Source organism: Paenibacillus dendritiformis (assembly GCF_015845845.1).
GTDB lineage: Bacteria > Bacillota > Bacilli > Paenibacillales > Paenibacillaceae > Paenibacillus_B > Paenibacillus_B dendritiformis_C.
Window position 1 is genome coordinate 1 of record NZ_LDIG01000220.1, and the last position, 16,078, is coordinate 16,078.

Genomic DNA, 16,078 nt, shown 5'->3' on the forward strand with positions numbered 1-16,078 from the left:
TCGAAATCCAGTCCGCAAAACCACAAATAGCCCGCATGCATGGGCAGCAGTTGATACAATTCCCGTTCGGAGTGGTTGAACAAATACGAAAGCAGCATCAGTCGAACCATTCGCTCCGGGTCAGCCGCCGGGCGACCGGTGCGTTCCGTATATAGCGGCGCTACCCAATCATGGACGATGGATAAATCAAGCGCCTCGTTGATTTGACGCAGGATGTGCTTTTTCGGCACGAGTTCATCCATATCCACGAATTGAAACATCTGAGGCTGGACAGCCGATGACTTATAGGCTTTCATGTTCAATCACTCTCTCGATTATTTGTTACAGTACAAATTCGACAAAACCGTGGGAAAGACCTGTTTAAGCGGACTTTTTCACCAGACTTCTAAAGACGCCCGATAGGAAGGATCATGCGTTCTCCATTTGCTTGCGGCACGGGCCATCTCCTTCCGGATCAAAAAAGCCATCCCGCATACACGCTTGGATGGCCAAGAAATCCTTATTTTCGAAGCAGAACGCTCTTCTTCAGCAGCAAGTCCTCGAAGACAGGCCGCTGAACGGTGCTGATCTGCGAGGTATCGATCTGCTCCAGACGCTTGAATTCCAGCGCCGTCGATTCCCCCGCCTCGTCCCGGAAACGCAGCGTCTTGCCGTCTTCCTCCAGCTTCCCTTCCAGATTCACTGCCGCATGGAACAGGAACATGACGAACACGACTTCATTGCCGTCCGGGTATGTATAGTGCATCCGTTCGCCGCTGTATATCGAGTACAGTTCATACTGCTCGACTACAAGCCCCGTCTCTTCATAGACTTCCCGAATCATGGTGTCCTCGATCGCTTCTCCCGGCTCCATGCCGCCCCCGGGCAGCCCCCAGTTGCCGTAATCCGATCGCTTCTGCAGCAGCACTCTGCCGGCACGATCGCGGATGATCGCTCCCGCGGTCACGATGATTTTGCTTTTTGCCACATTTTCCACCCTTTATCTTTGTATATTTCGGCGTTGCGCAGCGGATGCGGCAAGCCGTTGCATATCGATGCCTGCAAGCGCTCCGCCCTGTCGGCATCAAACCGCGCCTATGAATTAATCACATTTATGATTAATGTCATTAATTATATTATACCGTCTATTTTCCGCTCCGCATCGATAAATTGCTTCATTTCTTCATCCGTTCCGATTGATACTCGCAAATAATTGTCGATTCTGGGCTGAGCAAAGTACCGGACTAATATGCCATGCTCGCGCAGTTCCTCGAACAGCCGCTTCGCGGGAATCTCGGGACGGGTCATCATGACGAAGTTCGCCTTCGATTCGATTACGGAGCACCCCAGCTCTTCGAGCTGCTTGACCGTCCATTCCCGCATCCGGATGACGTTCCGGCAAGTCTCCCGGAAGTAATCCTCATCCTCCAGCGCCGCCGCCGCGCCCGCGAGCGCCAATCGGTCCAGCGTATAGGAATTGAACGAATTTTTGACGCGTTCCAATCCTTCGATCAAGTCTTCCTGCCCAAAAGCGATGCCTGCCCGGAGGCCGGCCTGCGACCGCGACTTGGACAGCGTCTGAATGACAAGCAGGTTCGGATAGTCATCGATGAGCTTCACGGCGGATTCCCCGCCAAAGTCAATATAAGCTTCATCGAGAATGACTACGTGATCCGCATGCTTCGCCAGCAGCGGGCGGAAAGCATCGACCGGAACGTATTTCCCTGTCGGCGCGTTCGGATTCGGGACGACGACTCCCGCGCATTCCGGATGAAATGCATCCAGCCGCACCTGAAATTTATCATCCAGGGCGATTGTCTCATACGACAAACCATATAAATTCGCATATACTTTGTAGAAGCTGTAGGTAACATCCGGGAACAGAACCGGAGCCCCCGGCGTAAAAAATGCGGCGAAGGAAAAACCGAGTATTTCATCGGAGCCATTGCCGATGAACGCTTGCCGCTCGCTTAGTCCGAGCCGTCTCGCCGCGGCCTGCCTTAACTCCCGGCACGCCGGATCCGGATACAGGCGCAGATCCGCCTGAGCCGCCTGTTGGATGGCAGCCAGCACACGGGGAGATGGAGGATACGGATTTTCGTTTGTATTCAGCTTGATATAGGTTTTATCCTCAGGCTGCTCCCCAGGCACATAGGGAACAAGCCTCCTTGTCAGTTCGCTCCAATATTTGCTCATGCACGGTTCTCTCTCCTTTATCTCGTCGAATCTTCCCACGATGTGCTCGCATCGCACCGTGATAAGAGCGGCATCTGCTTCTGTAAATCAAATTATTTAATCCAATTAAATATATTGATCGTCCCCCAGCTTCCTTCATTAACAGGTGGACAGTCCATCCGCAGCGGCTTGAATCAACGTCCCTCGCGCCCGATATCATGCGAATATGTCTCTTCCTGAATAGATGAGCGGCCCGGATCCAACAAAGTGAGGAACTGTTCATAGAGCGCGTCCAGTTCCGGATCCCGATACAGATCCCCAGCCGCATCCCGATAGGCTTGTTCGCTCGGGAAGATCTGAATCTCTATCCATAGGCCGGGTTCATCGGCGCTTGGAGCATAATGCAGCGCATAATCGATATGCGCCCGGTATACTGCGTCGGCACGCGCCATGAGTTGATGATAGGCTTGCGTCCGCGACGCATCGATGTAGTAGCGGAATATTTTGTAATACAAGGTTCTCCCTCCCGAGTCCGCATTTTTGATTCGAGACCGGCCGCATCCCAAAAGATGCCGTTGGAGCATGTTCTCGCCTTTCCCACTTTTTCCCTGTCTTCATCATAGAATAGTAGACGCCGCTCCGCAATCCCGGTTTGTGAGACATTGGCATCAGGACCAACAGAGCAATAAGACGCACAAAGCCAGAGAGCTTGATGCCCTCTGGCTTATCCTTCCCCGTATTGATATCGGACCAAAGTCGCAAATCCAGTTGTTCTACCGGGTTTCAGCAACCGCATCGGGACGCACATAGCGCGAGAGCAGCCCGTGCTTCGGCGAGCCGATAAAACTAATCATGAATACAATGCCGGTGGCGAAGGCCATCGAACCGGATATCGACGTGTCCAGCCATACCGCAACGTAGTAACCTCCGATCGCGGAAAGTATCCCAAAAGCAGAGCTTAGCGCGAGCATGACGGACAAGCGGTCGGTCCACAAATACGCGGCCGCCGCCGGCGTAATCAGCATGGCGACAACCATAATCGCTCCGACCGCATCGAATGAAGCGACGGTCGTCACCGATACCAGTCCCATGAACACATAGTGCATGATCGCTACCGGGATTCCGATGCTTGCGGCCAGCGCCGGATCGAAGGTCGTAATCTTCCACTCTTTATAGAATGCCAATATCGCAATCAGCACAACCAGCAGCACGATGCCGAGAATCAGCGTCGCTTCCGGTACGGACCCGAGCCCGGGCAGGTCGACCGTGTTCCATGGCACGAACGTGATCTCCCCCATCAGCGCATGCTTCACATCCAGGTGGGCATTGCCCGCCTGCGTCGCAATCAGGATCACGCCAATCGCGAACAGCGTCGTGAAGACGACACCGATCGAGGCGTCCTGCTGCACGCCCCGGGAATGGAACCACTGCACCAGCACGGCGGTCAGCAGTCCGGCAATAATCGCGCCAATCAGCATATGAACGCCGCTCAACTGCCGGGTGATGAGAAAAGCCGTTACGATCCCAAGCAGGACGGTATGACTGATGGCGTCGGCCATCATCGCCATTCGGCGCAGAATCAGAAAGGCGCCGACCAATCCGCAAGACATGCCGACCAAGGAGGCGGTCAATAAAATCCATGCTGTATAGCTCATGTCAGTTCCCCTCCTCGAACACGCTGCCGAGCGGCTTCCCCGTCCAGGAGCGGGCAAGCAATCTTTTCTGGGCACGGAGCTGAAGGGATTTCACGAGCAGTCCTTTTTGGGCGCCGAATACGAGCGATATGAGAAACAGCGAGGAGGACGCGACGACGATGAACGGGCCGGTCGGCCATCCCTTGCCCAACGTGCTGGCTACGGTTCCGAAGAAGCCGGAGCCGCCGCCGAAGAGAGCGGACAGGATCACCATCCGCTTGAAGGAATGCGTCCAGTAACGCGCGCTGACTGAAGGAATGATGAGCAGCGCGGCCATCAGAATGACGCCGACGGCCTGGATGCCGATAACGATGACGAGCACGAGCACAGTCAAGTAGACGGCATTCATCAGCCTGCCCGACATTCCCAGTCCCGCGGCAAAATCCGCGTCGAACAGGAACAGCTTCCATTCCTTGAAAGCGATGATGACGACGAGCATGACGAGCAGTGCGACGCCGAGCATCGTGTACACGTCTTTGCGGACCATCGATGCCGCTTGACCGAATATGAAATTGTCCAGCCCGCTCTGATTGCCGCCCCCGGTCCGATTGACGATGGTGAGAAGCATGATTCCAAATCCGAAAAATACGGACAGGATCATGCCCATCGCCGTGTCCTCCTTCACGCGGCTGGTGGAGCGTATCCATTGAATCAGGCTGGCCCCCAGCAGCGCGCTGACGGCCGCTCCGGCGATCATGACCGGCAAATGTTTGCTTCCCATGACGGCGAATCCGATGACGACTCCGGGCAATGCGGCATGGGAGAGCGCATCGCTCATCAGGCTTTGCCGCTTCCAATAGGCAAGGCATCCGATCATCCCCGATGCCATCCCCAGAATCAGCGTGCTGAACAGCACCCACTGCGCGTTCGGAGACAACAATCCGTCGATCATGCCTACGCCTCCTTCATCCAGCGCAGCGCTCCGCCGTAGGCGCTGTGCACATTATCCCTGGTGAAGACCTTTCCGGTCTTCCCGTGAGCGACAACCGTCCGGTTGAGCAGCAGGACATGGTCGAAATAATCTTCTACTGTCTGCAGATCGTGATGCACGACCATCACGGTCTTCCCGGACAGCTTCAATTCCTTGAGCGTCGTCATAATCGCCGTCTCCGTCGCGGCGTCGACGCCGGCCAGCGGCTCATCCATGAAGTACAGGTCCGCATCCTGGACCAGCGCCCGGGCGAGGAACACCCGCTGCTGCTGTCCGCCGGACAATTGACTGATTTGGCGTTCCGCATAATCGGCCATGCCCATCTTTGCCAATGATTCCATCGCCAGCTCCCGGTGGCGGCGGCCCGGCCATCGGAGCCAGCCGATCCTGCCATACAGGCCCATCAGCACCACATCCAACGCATTGGTCGGGAAATCCCAATCCACCGATCCGCGCTGCGGCACATAGCCCACTCGCGTCTTCATCTTCGCCAGGGTCGATCCGAAGAAAGAGACCGTGCCGGACAGCTTCGGGTGCAGCTCCAGCATCACCTTGAGCAGCGTCGACTTCCCCGCCCCGTTCGGACCGACGATTCCCGTTAACGAGCCTTGATTCACTTCAAAAGCGACATCGTGAAGCACTTTATTTTTGCGGTAGGAAGCCGTTACGCCCTGCACGTTGAGTACGGACATATTACTCACCTCTCTCTGTCAATGCGTGATAGATCGTCTCCACATTGTGGCGGTACATTCCGAGATATGTGCCTTCCGGCGTCCCTGCATCTCCCATCGCGTCCGAAAACAGCTCCCCGCCCAGCTTGACCTGAAGCCCCTTGCTCGCCGCTCCTTCGATGACGGCTTTGATGGAGCTCTGGTTGATGCTGCTCTCGACAAACACCGCGGGAATCCGGTATTCCAGCAAAATCGCAATCGTGTCATCGATATCGGAAATGCCGATCTCGTCCTCCGTGCTCAGTCCCTGGAGACCGACCACTTCCATATCGTGCATCCGCCCGAAGTAGCCGAACGCGTCATGCGCCGTGACGAGGACGCGCTTCTCCTTCGGTATGAGCGCCAGCTTGCTCTTCGATTCCTCCTGAAGCCCATCCAGCTGCTCGAAATACTTCGCCTTGTTCGCTTCAAAATAATCGGCATCATCCGGCGAATACCGCTTCAACTCCTCGGTCGCCGCGCCGAGCGCCAATTTCCACAGCTCAATATCGAACCAGACATGCGGATCGATCGCCCCCGCATCGTCCTTCAACAAGCGTTCGGCAGGAATCGCTTCCGCCACGGCCCGTACAGGCCTCTTTTTGCCGATTTGCTCGAACACCTCTCCCATATTGCCTTCCAGATTCAGACCGCTGTACAGCACGATATCCCCGCTCTCCAGCTTCTGAATATCTCCCTGTGTGGCATTGTACAAATGCGGATCCACCCCCGGGCCCATCAAGCTCTGCACATTTACCCGATCCCCGCCGATGACCGATACCGGTTCCGCGATTTGGGCAATCGTCGTAACGATATTGATTTTGCCTTCCCGCGCTGCAGCCGCCGGCTTCTCTGGTCCGTTACCGCATGCCGATACGATGATCGACAGCGCCAAGATCATGACGCTCAATAGCTTCCCTCGAATTTTGCCCTGCTTCACTTCCTATTCCTCCTCCATCGTTTGCATGCAGCACTGGTTTCTTCGTTATGCGTGAGGGCAAGAAAATTCACCTAGTGCAACTTTAATGCTAAGTATAAAATTAGTTTCCGTTTATTTATTTGTCAAGAGCCTAATTTTCTACATTTAGAGCCGTTATCTTCTTTCATTTCTCATTTTCAGTGAGGTCTTCCATGAAAATCCCTTATGTAACGCGGATTTCCCACCTAATCGCTATTTTCGGTTTTCCTGCATCCAACTTATTTTGACGAAAATAATTATTTTTCTACCGTATCTATTCTCGATTCGCTTCATGCTCCGCGGGCAGCGTTCGCATTCCTTCTGCACCCCAACAGCAAAAAGCCTTCATTCCCGTGAATGAAGGCCTCAATAGCGAACCCCGCCTATTTTGTTATAAAATATACAATGGTCACCGCCAAAAACGGAATCGAGCATATGAACGCGATCCAGGACCATTGCGTACGGGCGCGCACTTCTTCCGTTGGGCTGGAGTGGAAGTTGGCTCGCGACCGGTCCCCGCTTATGATTATCCCGGATAGGATTGCCGCGAGAATCACCAGGATTCCCCCCGGCCACGCATTCGCTTCCGCCGCCAGCTCCCATCCGCCCTTCGCATACGCAAGTGCCGTTATTAGCAGACTTATGATACATGCCAATCCGAAATATTTCATTTCCTCATCGCTCCTCTGCCAAGATGCTTCCGCCACCCATCTGTTCCGGTTGGAATCATCTTTTCTAGTTAATACGCAAAGAGAGCGGATTCGGTTCGACCCGTATTTATCGAGCAGCCAGGTCAGGACAAAAAAACGATTCAGGGACTTTGCAAGCTTATCTAATTCATGCCGGACAGAAGTCAGGTCATGGCTTGAGGGCCTGATTGAAGCGGTGTATGCCGAAGCTCTGAAAGGAGGAGCGAAGTATCGCGTCATGAAGCGGATACAGATTCGGCGTCACCCGGAGCTCGATTCCCAGCTCCAGCAGCCTGTCGACGAGGTTGTTCAAGGGGGTAACCGCAACGGTAATGTTAATCTCGGAGGAAATATAGTACCCCGCCGTCTTATCATAGAGCTCGAACAGGTCTTCCTCGAATGCATACCGGTATATCGTACAGTCCCTGACGCGGGCGTACCACCGGCTCTCGATCGTAATTATCGTATTGGCCAGCGACTGACCGAAAAATCGTCCCCGGTCTTCCTCGCTCATGTCCGGTGCATCCCTGACAACAATCCGGGGACAGTTCCTCGGAAAAAAATAAGTAAATTGATGTTCCTCATCAATCGCCCATACGACCGCAGGAAAGCCTTCGCGATTCGGGTTCTCCCTCGGGACGAACCGCTTAATGTCCGATTCTTCGCTGAAATGGTACAGCATTGCATCACTCCTCGCTCTTTGTTGATCCGTCTTGGTTCCCGCCTCCGTCCAGTTGGGCCCGTCTGCGCCGAAAGATGCCGCTGGCCTGCTCGTACAAAGCAAAGTCCATCCCGAACTTGTCTGTAATCCAATGCTTCAGCTCATTCGGACCGAGCTCCCGCTCGAGCTTCCGGTCCGGGAAATGCTGCTTCAGCGTTCCGTTGGTTAATGATGTCGGAATGTCTTCAATATAACCAAATATGAGCAGCTCTCGCAGCATCGGCGACGTATTCCAATCATTCGAACGGTTGATGAACGGAACCATATCCTCCAGCTTGACTGGCTCGGGATGTAATGTTTTCGTCGGACCCGGCTGCCGAACGATCGTAATTCCGTCCGCCGCCGCGGTATAGGTGAACGTCTCCCTGTGGTCCGCGGCAACGAATGACTGGTGCACCGGGTAGGCTTGAAACAAAGGCGCACAGTAACCGAGATCGACATAGTACGGCTGATCCAGATCCACACGCAAGCAGAGATGCCCCGGATCCATGTACAGATAATGCACGCTATAGCCCAACTGCCGCAGCAGCCAGTGGAAGCCGATGGCTATCGTCCAGCAGGTGCCGCCATACCCCTGCGTCACCATGCGATTGACATAGACATCGACAGGAGGAATGAACTGCTTCCTCGCGGCGCCCGTCTCGTAATCTATGATCTTGGTCAAATTCTCCCAGCGCACCTTCCGCTGGAACCGATCGATCAGCTTGTTCAGCAGAGTCAAGTCCGCCTCGCTCCGCGGCACCTCCACATAAGCCAAAAACCGCTCAACGAGCGCTGCCGCTTCCATGATCTCTCCCCCTTCCATTTTTGATCGTCGATCACGGCTATGATCGGCGATTCGAACTTACAGTAATCGTCCATCCGAACCTGCAATGAACAGGCTCTATCCCTATTCCTTACTTCTCCTATACAATATCCCATTTCCGCCCTCCTGGCAAAAAAAGACTCTTCTATCCCATACGAGGGATAAAAGAGTCTGGATATCAGCCTGGTCATTCATACCCGACCGAGCCTATATATTCGAAGGACAACCGTTCATTTGCGGCATGCCGCACTTGACCGTGATATGCGAAATTATACAGCAGAATCACCGCATTCCGCTCCTCCGGGAACGGTTCAGGGTGAAGCTGCATGAACCGCGGAATCACTATCTCTTCATAGGAACAGCCTGCCAGCAGGTCTGCCAGCCCGACGCCGGGCCTATCCGCGAGATACGCTTCCCGGAAATCGTCGTCGAAATAAAAGATGCGAAAATCAGCGGCGAACGGAGGCTCGATGCCGTCTCCGTCCTCCGTGTATGTATACGTCAAGTAACGCTCCAGCTCTTCTTCCGAGTCGCATCGTCCCGCCCAGAGGGACACGATGCCGGGCTGCTCCCAAGCTTCCGCTTCGTTCATGCCTCTTTTCCCCCTCTCCACCTACCGAATCATCAGGGCGGAACTCCCAATCCGCCCTGCCTTCGTCACAGTTCCACAAGCCGTCTCTGGTACTTCTGGATATCGCCCGCCCCCATGAAGACGAGGACCGAATCCTCATAGGAGCCCAGTTGGCCGATGGAGCTCTCGGACAGAAGCTGCGCCTGCGGAATCCGATCGCGAAGATTTTCTATCGATACGCTGCCTGCCCGCTCGCGCGCCGAGCCGAAAATCGGACAGAGGAAGACATCGTCCGCGGCGATCAGCGATGCGGCGAAGTCATCGATCAACCGTTCCAGGCGGGTGAAGGTATGCGGCTGGAACACGCTGACGATGCGCCGATCCGGATATTTGCTGCGGGCCGCGTCCAGCGTCGCCCGAATCTCGGACGGGTGGTGCGCGTAATCGTCGATGACGATATTGCTTTTCCATCCCGTTTCCGTGAAGCGCCGCTTCACCCCCCCAAAGGAAAGCAGGCGGTGCCGAATCTCCGCCATATCCAGCCCGAGCACGAGCCCGACGCCGATGACGGCGAGCGTATTCAGCACGTTGTGGCGCCCATAGACCGGGATCGTGAACCGATCCAACTTGGCCCCCTGCCAGATAACATCGAAGCTGACGCCTTCGCCATGCACGGAGATGGAATCAGCCCTCAATTCATTATGATCTCCGAACCCGTAAAAGAGGATGGGCCTCGCGGACTGAAGCAATCGCACCTGCTCGTCATCTCCGCAAGCGACGATCTGCTTGCCGACGGTAGCGGTCATCTCCTCGAAAGCATGTCTCACATCGTCTACCCCCCGGAAGTAATCCGGATGATCAAAATCAATATTCGTAATTATCGCAATATCCGGCTTATAGGCCAGAAAATGCCGCTTATATTCACAGCTCTCGAAGACAAAATATCTGGCGTCGGCCGTACCGGACCCGGTCCCGTCTCCGATCAGGCTGCAGGTCGGCCAGGAGGAGCCGAGCGCATGCACCAGCATCCCCGTCGTCGTTGTCTTGCCATGCGATCCGGTGATCGCGATGCTTGTATAATCTTTCATCCAATCCGCCAGGAAATGGTGATACCGCTGGATGGTCAACCCCTGTCTTCGGCATTGCTCCAAGCTCGAATGCGCATCATCAAAGGCATTCGATGCAATGACGATCATGTCGTTCGCGAGCGGTGCCTCACCGAAAGCGTATATTGGGATATTCCGTGCCTCCAAAGGGGTCTGTGTAAAAATCGCCTCCTCGACATCTTCCCCTTGAACCCGATGTCCGAGATCGTGCAGCAATTGTGCCAACGCACTCATTCCGCTTCCTTTTATCCCAATAAAATGATAGCTGCCCATTGTGACCTCCCTATTACGATTACACGCTGTTGTACAGTATATGTATTTATACAAAATATGCGCTTGCCTACGTGTGCGCATACAGACATTATACGTAATTGCGCTCCCGTTTCCAATGTATTCCCTTCATTTGCCACTTATATGCAAAAAAAGCACCGGCATAATGCCGGTGCCCGCGGTAGGTAAACTATTCTTTATTCTATTTTACTTCTCTGAGCTGCTTGAGGAGGCTGAAATAATTGATTTCGCGATCTCGATCAATTGCTCCTTCCCGATGCCGCTGCCTTTGGTTACCATGATCTTGAAGTCGACTTTGCCGTCGGCGCTCAGCCACTCCAGGCGATCATCGCCTCCGCTCTTTGTGTCGGAATAGGTCACATAAAGCGCCTGAATTCCGTCGATTTCGATTTTCTCCTCGCTTGTTCCCTTTTCCTTCATCCGGGTCATGCCTTTGGGCATCTCCTCGTGATACTGCGCATAGATCCCAATCGAGTTTTTTCCTTTACTGTAGCCCACAAAGGAGTGGTTGGCCGTATCCCAATCCATCTTCTTCACATAGTAGGTTAGCCCTTGCTTCTCCGCCTCGGCCTTCAACTGCTCCACGATCTCCTTATACTCCTTGCCAAACAGCATAGGTTCTACCTTACTAACCACTCCCCGCTTAAACCGATAGCCATCCGGCAGGGCCCCCGGCTCCGGAATGGCCGGCCCTTTATATTTGGATTGCTTCTGTGCGAATTCTTTATAGGTCTTCGCCTCATGGGCCCCCATGAAATAGGTTAGAAGACCGTCAGTGGCCTCGTACAAGACATACAATTCCTCCGGTTTTTTATGCTTGTACACCCAGTCGTCAACGTCCCCCCGCTTTTTGAATTTCGGCGGCTTAGCGGCGGCCGCCTCCTTCTTCTCGGTCTTGGCGGACTTGGACTGCTGCGCGGCGGTTGCCGCTCCCGCCGTTCCGGTTGTCACAGCGCTTAACAACAGCATGCTGGCCATGGCGGCAGCCACGATTTTCTTAGCTAACATCGTACCTTCTCCTTTCGGGCCTCTGCCCGTTTCATATTTCGACTTCACCAGATATAACCCTTCTGGCCTGGCAAAAGGGACATAAGAAAGGATAAAACCCGCTGTCCCGAACGAGTTCAAGCGGCTTAGGGCTTGGTTACGCTCGCCTCCAGCGCTTCCATGAAGTCTTGTTTGGACAGCTTGCTCTCTTTATCGCCCCCTAGCGAATAGTAGTACTTGTTCTTTTCGTCATACCACTGCGCGTCATACTTAATGCCTATTTCGTCAGAAGCCGTGGCATCCCGGAAGATGACTTCGCGGCCGTTCACCTTGATTTTCTCTACCTTCATATCAGAAGTGACGGGGGTTTCAACCCGGTTGATACCCGTTAATTTGGCGGCATACAAGTCTAGCTTGCTTTGCCCGTCGCTATAGATGATGGTGACAGCGGTACCCGGGAACCATGGCAGCGGCTTCGTGAATATTTTCCGGCCGTCCTTGTTTTTTTTCACTTCCTGTTCGAATTGCTCGGCAAGTTCAGCTGATATTGCAAATGCGTCTGCGGGCTTTTCGCCAAAATGTTGATCGGCGTGCACAAGTCCTTCCACAAAACGAATGCTGTCCGTCAGACGTTCCGGAAGCACGATCCGCGCTCGCATTTTCTCCGGCACCTGCCGAAGAAACTGATTGTAGCTCTTGAACCGGAGCGGTTCCGTAATGATTTTTACTTTGTCTAATGTATTATTTTTGTTAATCACATCATCATCAATATAATAAGCGAGAATTTCTCCCGGTCGGGCGAGATTCTCGATCTGCCGCCAATACTCCTTCATCCTCCGATAATATTCTTCAACGGATTCATTTTTCCGGTTTTCCTCTTCTTTCTTGGGATAGAGCAACGTTTTAATTACTGCTCTCCCTTTTTCATTGACGATCTGAAAATATCGGGTTGCGGCAAAGCCGGTAAGGGAGGTCAACGCCACGATAATGCCCGTCACGATCAGGAACGTCCTGCGGGTCATCCGGCGGCTCCGGTTTCCCTTCGCTTGCCGATCTCTATGAATCCGGTATACCCGCTTCATCACCTGATCGCGCACATCGAAGGAAGAAGCGGCCGGATCCGGCTTGAAGCATTCGGCTATTTTCTTTTCAGCTTCATGGCCGCCGCGGCATTGACGCATATCCCGCTCACCTCGCTCTCACCTATTACCTTCTTCAATTTCTGTCTGACACGTCCGTATCTTTTCTTCACGGCTTCCTTATTTTTTTTCATAATAACAGCGATTTCATCGAATGTTCTCTCCTCGAATACGCGCAGCACAACCAGATTGCGCTCTTCGCCCGACAAGGACAGCCAGGCCAGAGAGAGCGGTTCGTCGAACAATTCGTCTGTCAACATCTGTTCCGCGCTTGGCGTCCGATCGTCCTGGCGAAAGAGCCGCATGATCTTGCGCTGTAGCTGGCGGCGCCGCAGCAGGTTAAGACAGTGGTGATACGCGATTTTGTATAGCCAGGAAGAAAAGGTGACCAGCGGTCGGTACAAATGGATTTTCTCATAGGCCTTTACCAGCACCTCCTGCACCGCATCCTCCGCCTCATGCCGGTTCCCGAGCAGACGGGTGCAATACAGGTAAAGCGGCCGCTGAAATCTCTCTACAATGCAGGCATACTCCTGCACGTCCCCGGCCTGAACCTGAAATACCTTCTCTTCAATGCTGTCCACAAGATAGACCCTCCTCTCTCTATCTATCTTGCCGCAATCATAACACCCTTCTTCTGTCATCTCTCGTCCCTTCATCGGAAAAGAGCCGCTCACTTCTTCTCGGCTTCCCGCTTCGCCTTCTCGGTCTCCCGGGCTTGCTTGAGGGCCGCTTCGCCCTCTCGCTGAATGGCCGCCGCCGCTTCCTCGGCAGACTTGCCGTTCTCGACCATCGCCTTCAATTCCCTCGTTATCAAGTTCGTCATGGCGGCATAGAAGGGATAAGGGAACCCGCCCTTCTCTCCTCCCCAGACCGTTCTGCTGGTTACCTTCGGCTTGAGCATGTACAAAGGCTCCACGCTCTTCCCGTCAATTTCTTTTATGAAGTTAACCCGGGTTGACAGTTTGCCGCCTGGCGTACGAGAAGCTGCCCTTTCCATTTCAGGGCCATTGACGTATTTGACGAATTCCCACGCTGCCCGCTTGTTCGGGGAATCTGCCGTGATTCCGAAAATTTCTGGCATGCTTGTATGCGGAGTCTCATCGGGAAAAGACGGATCGATAGGCACCGTGACCATCCCCCAATCGAATGCCGACGATTCCTTATCATTGGCGAACCGATAGCGGAAAGAGGGCTCGAACCAAAAGGAGGCCATAACCATTGCGGCTTTCCCGCTAAAAAACAATTCTCCCTGCTCCAAAGCAATGGGCCCTTCTCCTTCAGGCTCCAGCGGCATCGTATAAGCCGCCTTGCTTCGGTTAGCGTGGGCGGTCAGCTCCAGCGCTTCCTTCCAACCCTTCGTCTCGAAGGTGACCTTCTCCCCTCTGGAATCAAGTACGCATTGGGACAGGGTCTCTGCGATTTTAAAAAGCAGATTGTGACCGGACCCTATCGTTTCGGTAAACCCATAGATTTGATTTTCACCGGAACCGATCCCCGCAAAGCGTTCGGCCAATTCTAATGTTTCTTTCCAGGTCATCTTATTGCGCGGAAGCTCTATGCCATGCTCCCGGAACAGATCGGCGTTATAGAAAATGATGGAGGCATAAAAGTAGGGGGCCAACCCGTATAGCGAGCCGCCCCCGAGTTCCCGCAGCATTTCCAAAAGGCCCGGCATATAGCCTTCCAATTCGAATCTCTCTTGGGAGATAATCGCCTCCAAATTATAGAGCTTGCCTTCCTGCACCAATGCTTCATGGGTGGAGGGATTGGCAATAATGACATCCGGCATATGTTTCTGGACAAAATGAAGCAGTGCTTCCTGATAGGAAATGCCCTTGGCCTTCTGTTCTTCGTCTATTTCACCGGTACTTACGACTTCGAATTTGATATTGGGGTACTTAATAAGAAATTGATTCCCGTAATCGTTATAAAAGGCTTCTTCGCTGTCGTACATTATTTTTATTTTCCCGCTGCCGTCTTTGCCCAACTCCTCCAGTACAGGCTTCTGCCCCAGGCAACCGCCCAGCAGAGATAGAAGAACAAGCATCACGATGGCCAGCTTTCCACGTCTCATCAACCGTCATCCTCTTTATTTAGAGATTCGAAATCATTTGTGTTTCTGTATTTATAGTTATTATTTTCCATCACATGTGAAGCTGCCTATTTTTTCGCCTTTGCGGCAATGATCGTTTCTGCGACCGCAATCATCTCTTCTTTGCTGACGGAACCGCTTCCGAACGAAGTGATCCGGAACTTGACGGTACCGTCGCCGCTGTTCCACTCCAGACGATCGGCTCCCTTTTTCTTATCCGCATATGTCACATATGCCGCTTCGGTTCCGCCGATTTCGAGCTTTTCCCGATTTACTCCTTTTTCAGGCAATAGGGTAACCCCCTCGGGCAGCTCTTCAATATATTCCGCGATAATCTTTAGATAGTTTTTATCCTTTTCGTAAGTCAATTCAGAGCGATTGGACGTATCCCAATCCAGCTTCTTGAAGTAATACCGTTCTCCTTTCTCTGCCGCCTCCGCTTTAAGTTCTTGCTGAAGCTGTTTATACTCCTTGCTAACAATATATCGAGGATATTGAGAGTGAACCGTCCCGAACTTGAACCGGTAGCCGTCCGGCAGCCCGCCTGGTTCCGGGATAGCCGGGCCCTTGTATTGAGCTTGCTTCTTCGTAAATTCTTTGTACGTTTTCAGCTTGAACATGCCTTCATAAAACATGACCAGTCCGTCGGAAGGATCATAGAGCGCCATCAATTCCTCGTCCTTTTTGTTGCTTCTTCGCCGTTATAAATGCAATGACTTGTCGATACTGGAATTAAGAACCCAGTAGAGGACAGGTGTTTTCATATGTTTGCAGCAAATTTAAATGAAGGTCAACTTGAGGAACTGCTTCATATTCCCGAACCATGGTACATTGATCGTGTAGAGTTTAGCCTTGAAGCCAAGCAACTTGATGTGTATGTCAAATTTCGTAAGCGAGCATTGTTCCCATGTTCAAATTGCGGGGAGCCTGATCAACCGGTTCGAGATATCGCGACCCATGATCGTACGTGGCGTCATCTCAACTTCTTTGAGTATCCATGCTACATCCATGCCGAACATCCTCGCACGAATTGCGGCAAGTGCAATTCCATTACCCGGGTTAAAGTGCCGTGGGCACTGGATAAACCGAAGCATTACTTTACCTTGCACTTTGATGCACTCATTATTGCACTAGCCAAGGATATGCCGATGAATGCAATCAGTCGATTTGTAGGAGAGCACGATACACGCTTATGGCGGATCCTGCATCACTACGTGGATAACGCGA

19 protein-coding genes are annotated in these 16,078 nt (G+C 53.1%); 1 reads left to right on the forward strand and 18 read right to left on the reverse strand.

Annotated elements, in window-relative coordinates; translation table 11 throughout:
* The 18 genes from ABD76_RS22255 to ABD76_RS22340 all read right to left on the reverse strand — a co-directional run.
* The coding region (locus tag ABD76_RS22255) for a transposase (RefSeq protein ID WP_197253959.1) at positions 1–296 on the reverse strand (296 nt) is incomplete at its 3' end.
* A 203-nt stretch (positions 297–499) separates the two neighbouring features.
* A complete protein-coding gene (locus ABD76_RS22260; RefSeq protein WP_197259259.1) occupies positions 500–967 on the reverse strand; it encodes an NUDIX domain-containing protein in 468 nt (155 codons plus the stop codon).
* 143 nt (positions 968–1,110) lie between these two features.
* Complete coding sequence (hisC, locus tag ABD76_RS22265) at positions 1,111–2,175, reverse strand: histidinol-phosphate transaminase (protein ID WP_197259260.1); 1,065 nt, start codon at positions 2,173–2,175, stop codon at positions 1,111–1,113.
* 173 nt (positions 2,176–2,348) lie between these two features.
* Complete coding sequence (locus ABD76_RS22270) at positions 2,349–2,669, reverse strand: hypothetical protein (protein WP_197259261.1); 321 nt, start codon at positions 2,667–2,669, stop codon at positions 2,349–2,351.
* Positions 2,670–2,927: 258 nt separating this feature from the next.
* Entirely contained in the window at positions 2,928–3,809 is an 882-nt protein-coding gene (locus ABD76_RS22275; RefSeq protein ID WP_197259262.1) for a metal ABC transporter permease, read from the reverse strand.
* Between the two features lies 1 nt (position 3,810).
* On the reverse strand, positions 3,811–4,740 hold the full coding sequence (locus tag ABD76_RS22280) for a metal ABC transporter permease (RefSeq protein WP_197259263.1): 930 nt from the start codon (positions 4,738–4,740) through the stop codon (positions 3,811–3,813).
* 2 nt (positions 4,741–4,742) lie between these two features.
* Positions 4,743–5,471: a metal ABC transporter ATP-binding protein gene (locus ABD76_RS22285; protein WP_197259264.1), complete on the reverse strand. Its 729-nt coding sequence runs from the start codon at positions 5,469–5,471 to the stop codon at positions 4,743–4,745.
* Between the two features lies 1 nt (position 5,472).
* Complete coding sequence (locus tag ABD76_RS22290; RefSeq protein ID WP_197259275.1) at positions 5,473–6,390, reverse strand: metal ABC transporter solute-binding protein, Zn/Mn family; 918 nt, start codon at positions 6,388–6,390, stop codon at positions 5,473–5,475.
* A gap of 440 nt (positions 6,391–6,830) precedes the next feature.
* Entirely contained in the window at positions 6,831–7,118 is a 288-nt protein-coding gene (locus ABD76_RS22295) for a DUF5316 family protein (protein WP_197259265.1), read from the reverse strand.
* A gap of 187 nt (positions 7,119–7,305) precedes the next feature.
* The gene (locus tag ABD76_RS22300) at positions 7,306–7,818 is read right to left on the reverse strand and encodes a DUF6886 family protein (protein ID WP_197259266.1); all 513 of its coding nucleotides are present in this window, start codon (positions 7,816–7,818) and stop codon (positions 7,306–7,308) included.
* Positions 7,819–7,822: 4 nt separating this feature from the next.
* Positions 7,823–8,644, reverse strand: a complete 822-nt coding sequence (locus ABD76_RS22305; RefSeq protein ID WP_197259267.1) for an arylamine N-acetyltransferase — start codon at positions 8,642–8,644, stop codon at positions 7,823–7,825.
* A 205-nt stretch (positions 8,645–8,849) separates the two neighbouring features.
* Positions 8,850–9,254: an immunity 22 family protein gene (locus ABD76_RS22310; RefSeq protein ID WP_197259268.1), complete on the reverse strand. Its 405-nt coding sequence runs from the start codon at positions 9,252–9,254 to the stop codon at positions 8,850–8,852.
* Positions 9,255–9,319: 65 nt separating this feature from the next.
* Positions 9,320–10,612 (reverse strand): UDP-N-acetylmuramate--L-alanine ligase, encoded by a 1,293-nt coding sequence (murC, locus tag ABD76_RS22315; RefSeq protein ID WP_197259269.1) that lies wholly within the window; start codon positions 10,610–10,612, stop codon positions 9,320–9,322.
* Between the two features lie 204 nt (positions 10,613–10,816).
* A complete protein-coding gene (locus ABD76_RS22320; RefSeq protein WP_197259270.1) occupies positions 10,817–11,638 on the reverse strand; it encodes a DUF4367 domain-containing protein in 822 nt (273 codons plus the stop codon).
* Between the two features lie 125 nt (positions 11,639–11,763).
* Positions 11,764–12,798: a hypothetical protein gene (locus ABD76_RS22325; protein WP_197259271.1), complete on the reverse strand. Its 1,035-nt coding sequence runs from the start codon at positions 12,796–12,798 to the stop codon at positions 11,764–11,766.
* Positions 12,756–13,340, reverse strand: a complete 585-nt coding sequence (locus tag ABD76_RS22330; RefSeq protein ID WP_197259272.1) for a sigma-70 family RNA polymerase sigma factor — start codon at positions 13,338–13,340, stop codon at positions 12,756–12,758. Before ABD76_RS22330 ends, ABD76_RS22325 begins: the two co-directional genes overlap by 43 nt.
* A gap of 89 nt (positions 13,341–13,429) precedes the next feature.
* Complete coding sequence (locus ABD76_RS22335; RefSeq protein ID WP_338125177.1) at positions 13,430–14,833, reverse strand: ABC transporter substrate-binding protein; 1,404 nt, start codon at positions 14,831–14,833, stop codon at positions 13,430–13,432.
* 86 nt (positions 14,834–14,919) lie between these two features.
* Entirely contained in the window at positions 14,920–15,519 is a 600-nt protein-coding gene (locus ABD76_RS22340; protein WP_197259274.1) for a DUF4367 domain-containing protein, read from the reverse strand.
* A 96-nt stretch (positions 15,520–15,615) separates the two neighbouring features.
* On the opposite strand from ABD76_RS22340, the gene ABD76_RS22345 reads away from it, so the two are divergent.
* Positions 15,616–16,078 (forward strand): helix-turn-helix domain-containing protein (locus tag ABD76_RS22345; RefSeq protein ID WP_197254405.1); only part of this gene is annotated, 463 nt, incomplete at its 3' end.

Excerpts from the sequence above, each read along its gene's own strand:
- ABD76_RS22310 (WP_197259268.1), bottom strand. The coding sequence starts at position 9,254 with ATGAACGAAGCGGAAGCTTGGGAGCAGCCCGGCATCGTGTCCCTCTGG.
- ABD76_RS22305 (WP_197259267.1), bottom strand. The coding sequence starts at position 8,644 with ATGGAAGCGGCAGCGCTCGTTGAGCGGTTTTTGGCTTATGTGGAGGTG.
- ABD76_RS22320 (WP_197259270.1), bottom strand. The coding sequence starts at position 11,638 with ATGTTAGCTAAGAAAATCGTGGCTGCCGCCATGGCCAGCATGCTGTTG.
- ABD76_RS22280 (WP_197259263.1), bottom strand. The coding sequence starts at position 4,740 with ATGATCGACGGATTGTTGTCTCCGAACGCGCAGTGGGTGCTGTTCAGC.
- ABD76_RS22300 (WP_197259266.1), bottom strand. The coding sequence starts at position 7,818 with ATGCTGTACCATTTCAGCGAAGAATCGGACATTAAGCGGTTCGTCCCG.
- ABD76_RS22290 (WP_197259275.1), bottom strand. The coding sequence starts at position 6,390 with ATGATCTTGGCGCTGTCGATCATCGTATCGGCATGCGGTAACGGACCA.
- ABD76_RS22275 (WP_197259262.1), bottom strand. The coding sequence starts at position 3,809 with ATGAGCTATACAGCATGGATTTTATTGACCGCCTCCTTGGTCGGCATG.
- hisC (WP_197259260.1), bottom strand. The coding sequence starts at position 2,175 with ATGAGCAAATATTGGAGCGAACTGACAAGGAGGCTTGTTCCCTATGTG.
- ABD76_RS22325 (WP_197259271.1), bottom strand. The coding sequence starts at position 12,798 with ATGCGTCAATGCCGCGGCGGCCATGAAGCTGAAAAGAAAATAGCCGAA.
- ABD76_RS22335 (WP_338125177.1), bottom strand. The coding sequence starts at position 14,833 with ATGAGACGTGGAAAGCTGGCCATCGTGATGCTTGTTCTTCTATCTCTG.
- ABD76_RS22340 (WP_197259274.1), bottom strand. The coding sequence starts at position 15,519 with ATGGCGCTCTATGATCCTTCCGACGGACTGGTCATGTTTTATGAAGGC.
- murC (WP_197259269.1), bottom strand. The coding sequence starts at position 10,612 with ATGGGCAGCTATCATTTTATTGGGATAAAAGGAAGCGGAATGAGTGCG.
- ABD76_RS22295 (WP_197259265.1), bottom strand. The coding sequence starts at position 7,118 with ATGAAATATTTCGGATTGGCATGTATCATAAGTCTGCTAATAACGGCA.
- ABD76_RS22285 (WP_197259264.1), bottom strand. The coding sequence starts at position 5,471 with ATGTCCGTACTCAACGTGCAGGGCGTAACGGCTTCCTACCGCAAAAAT.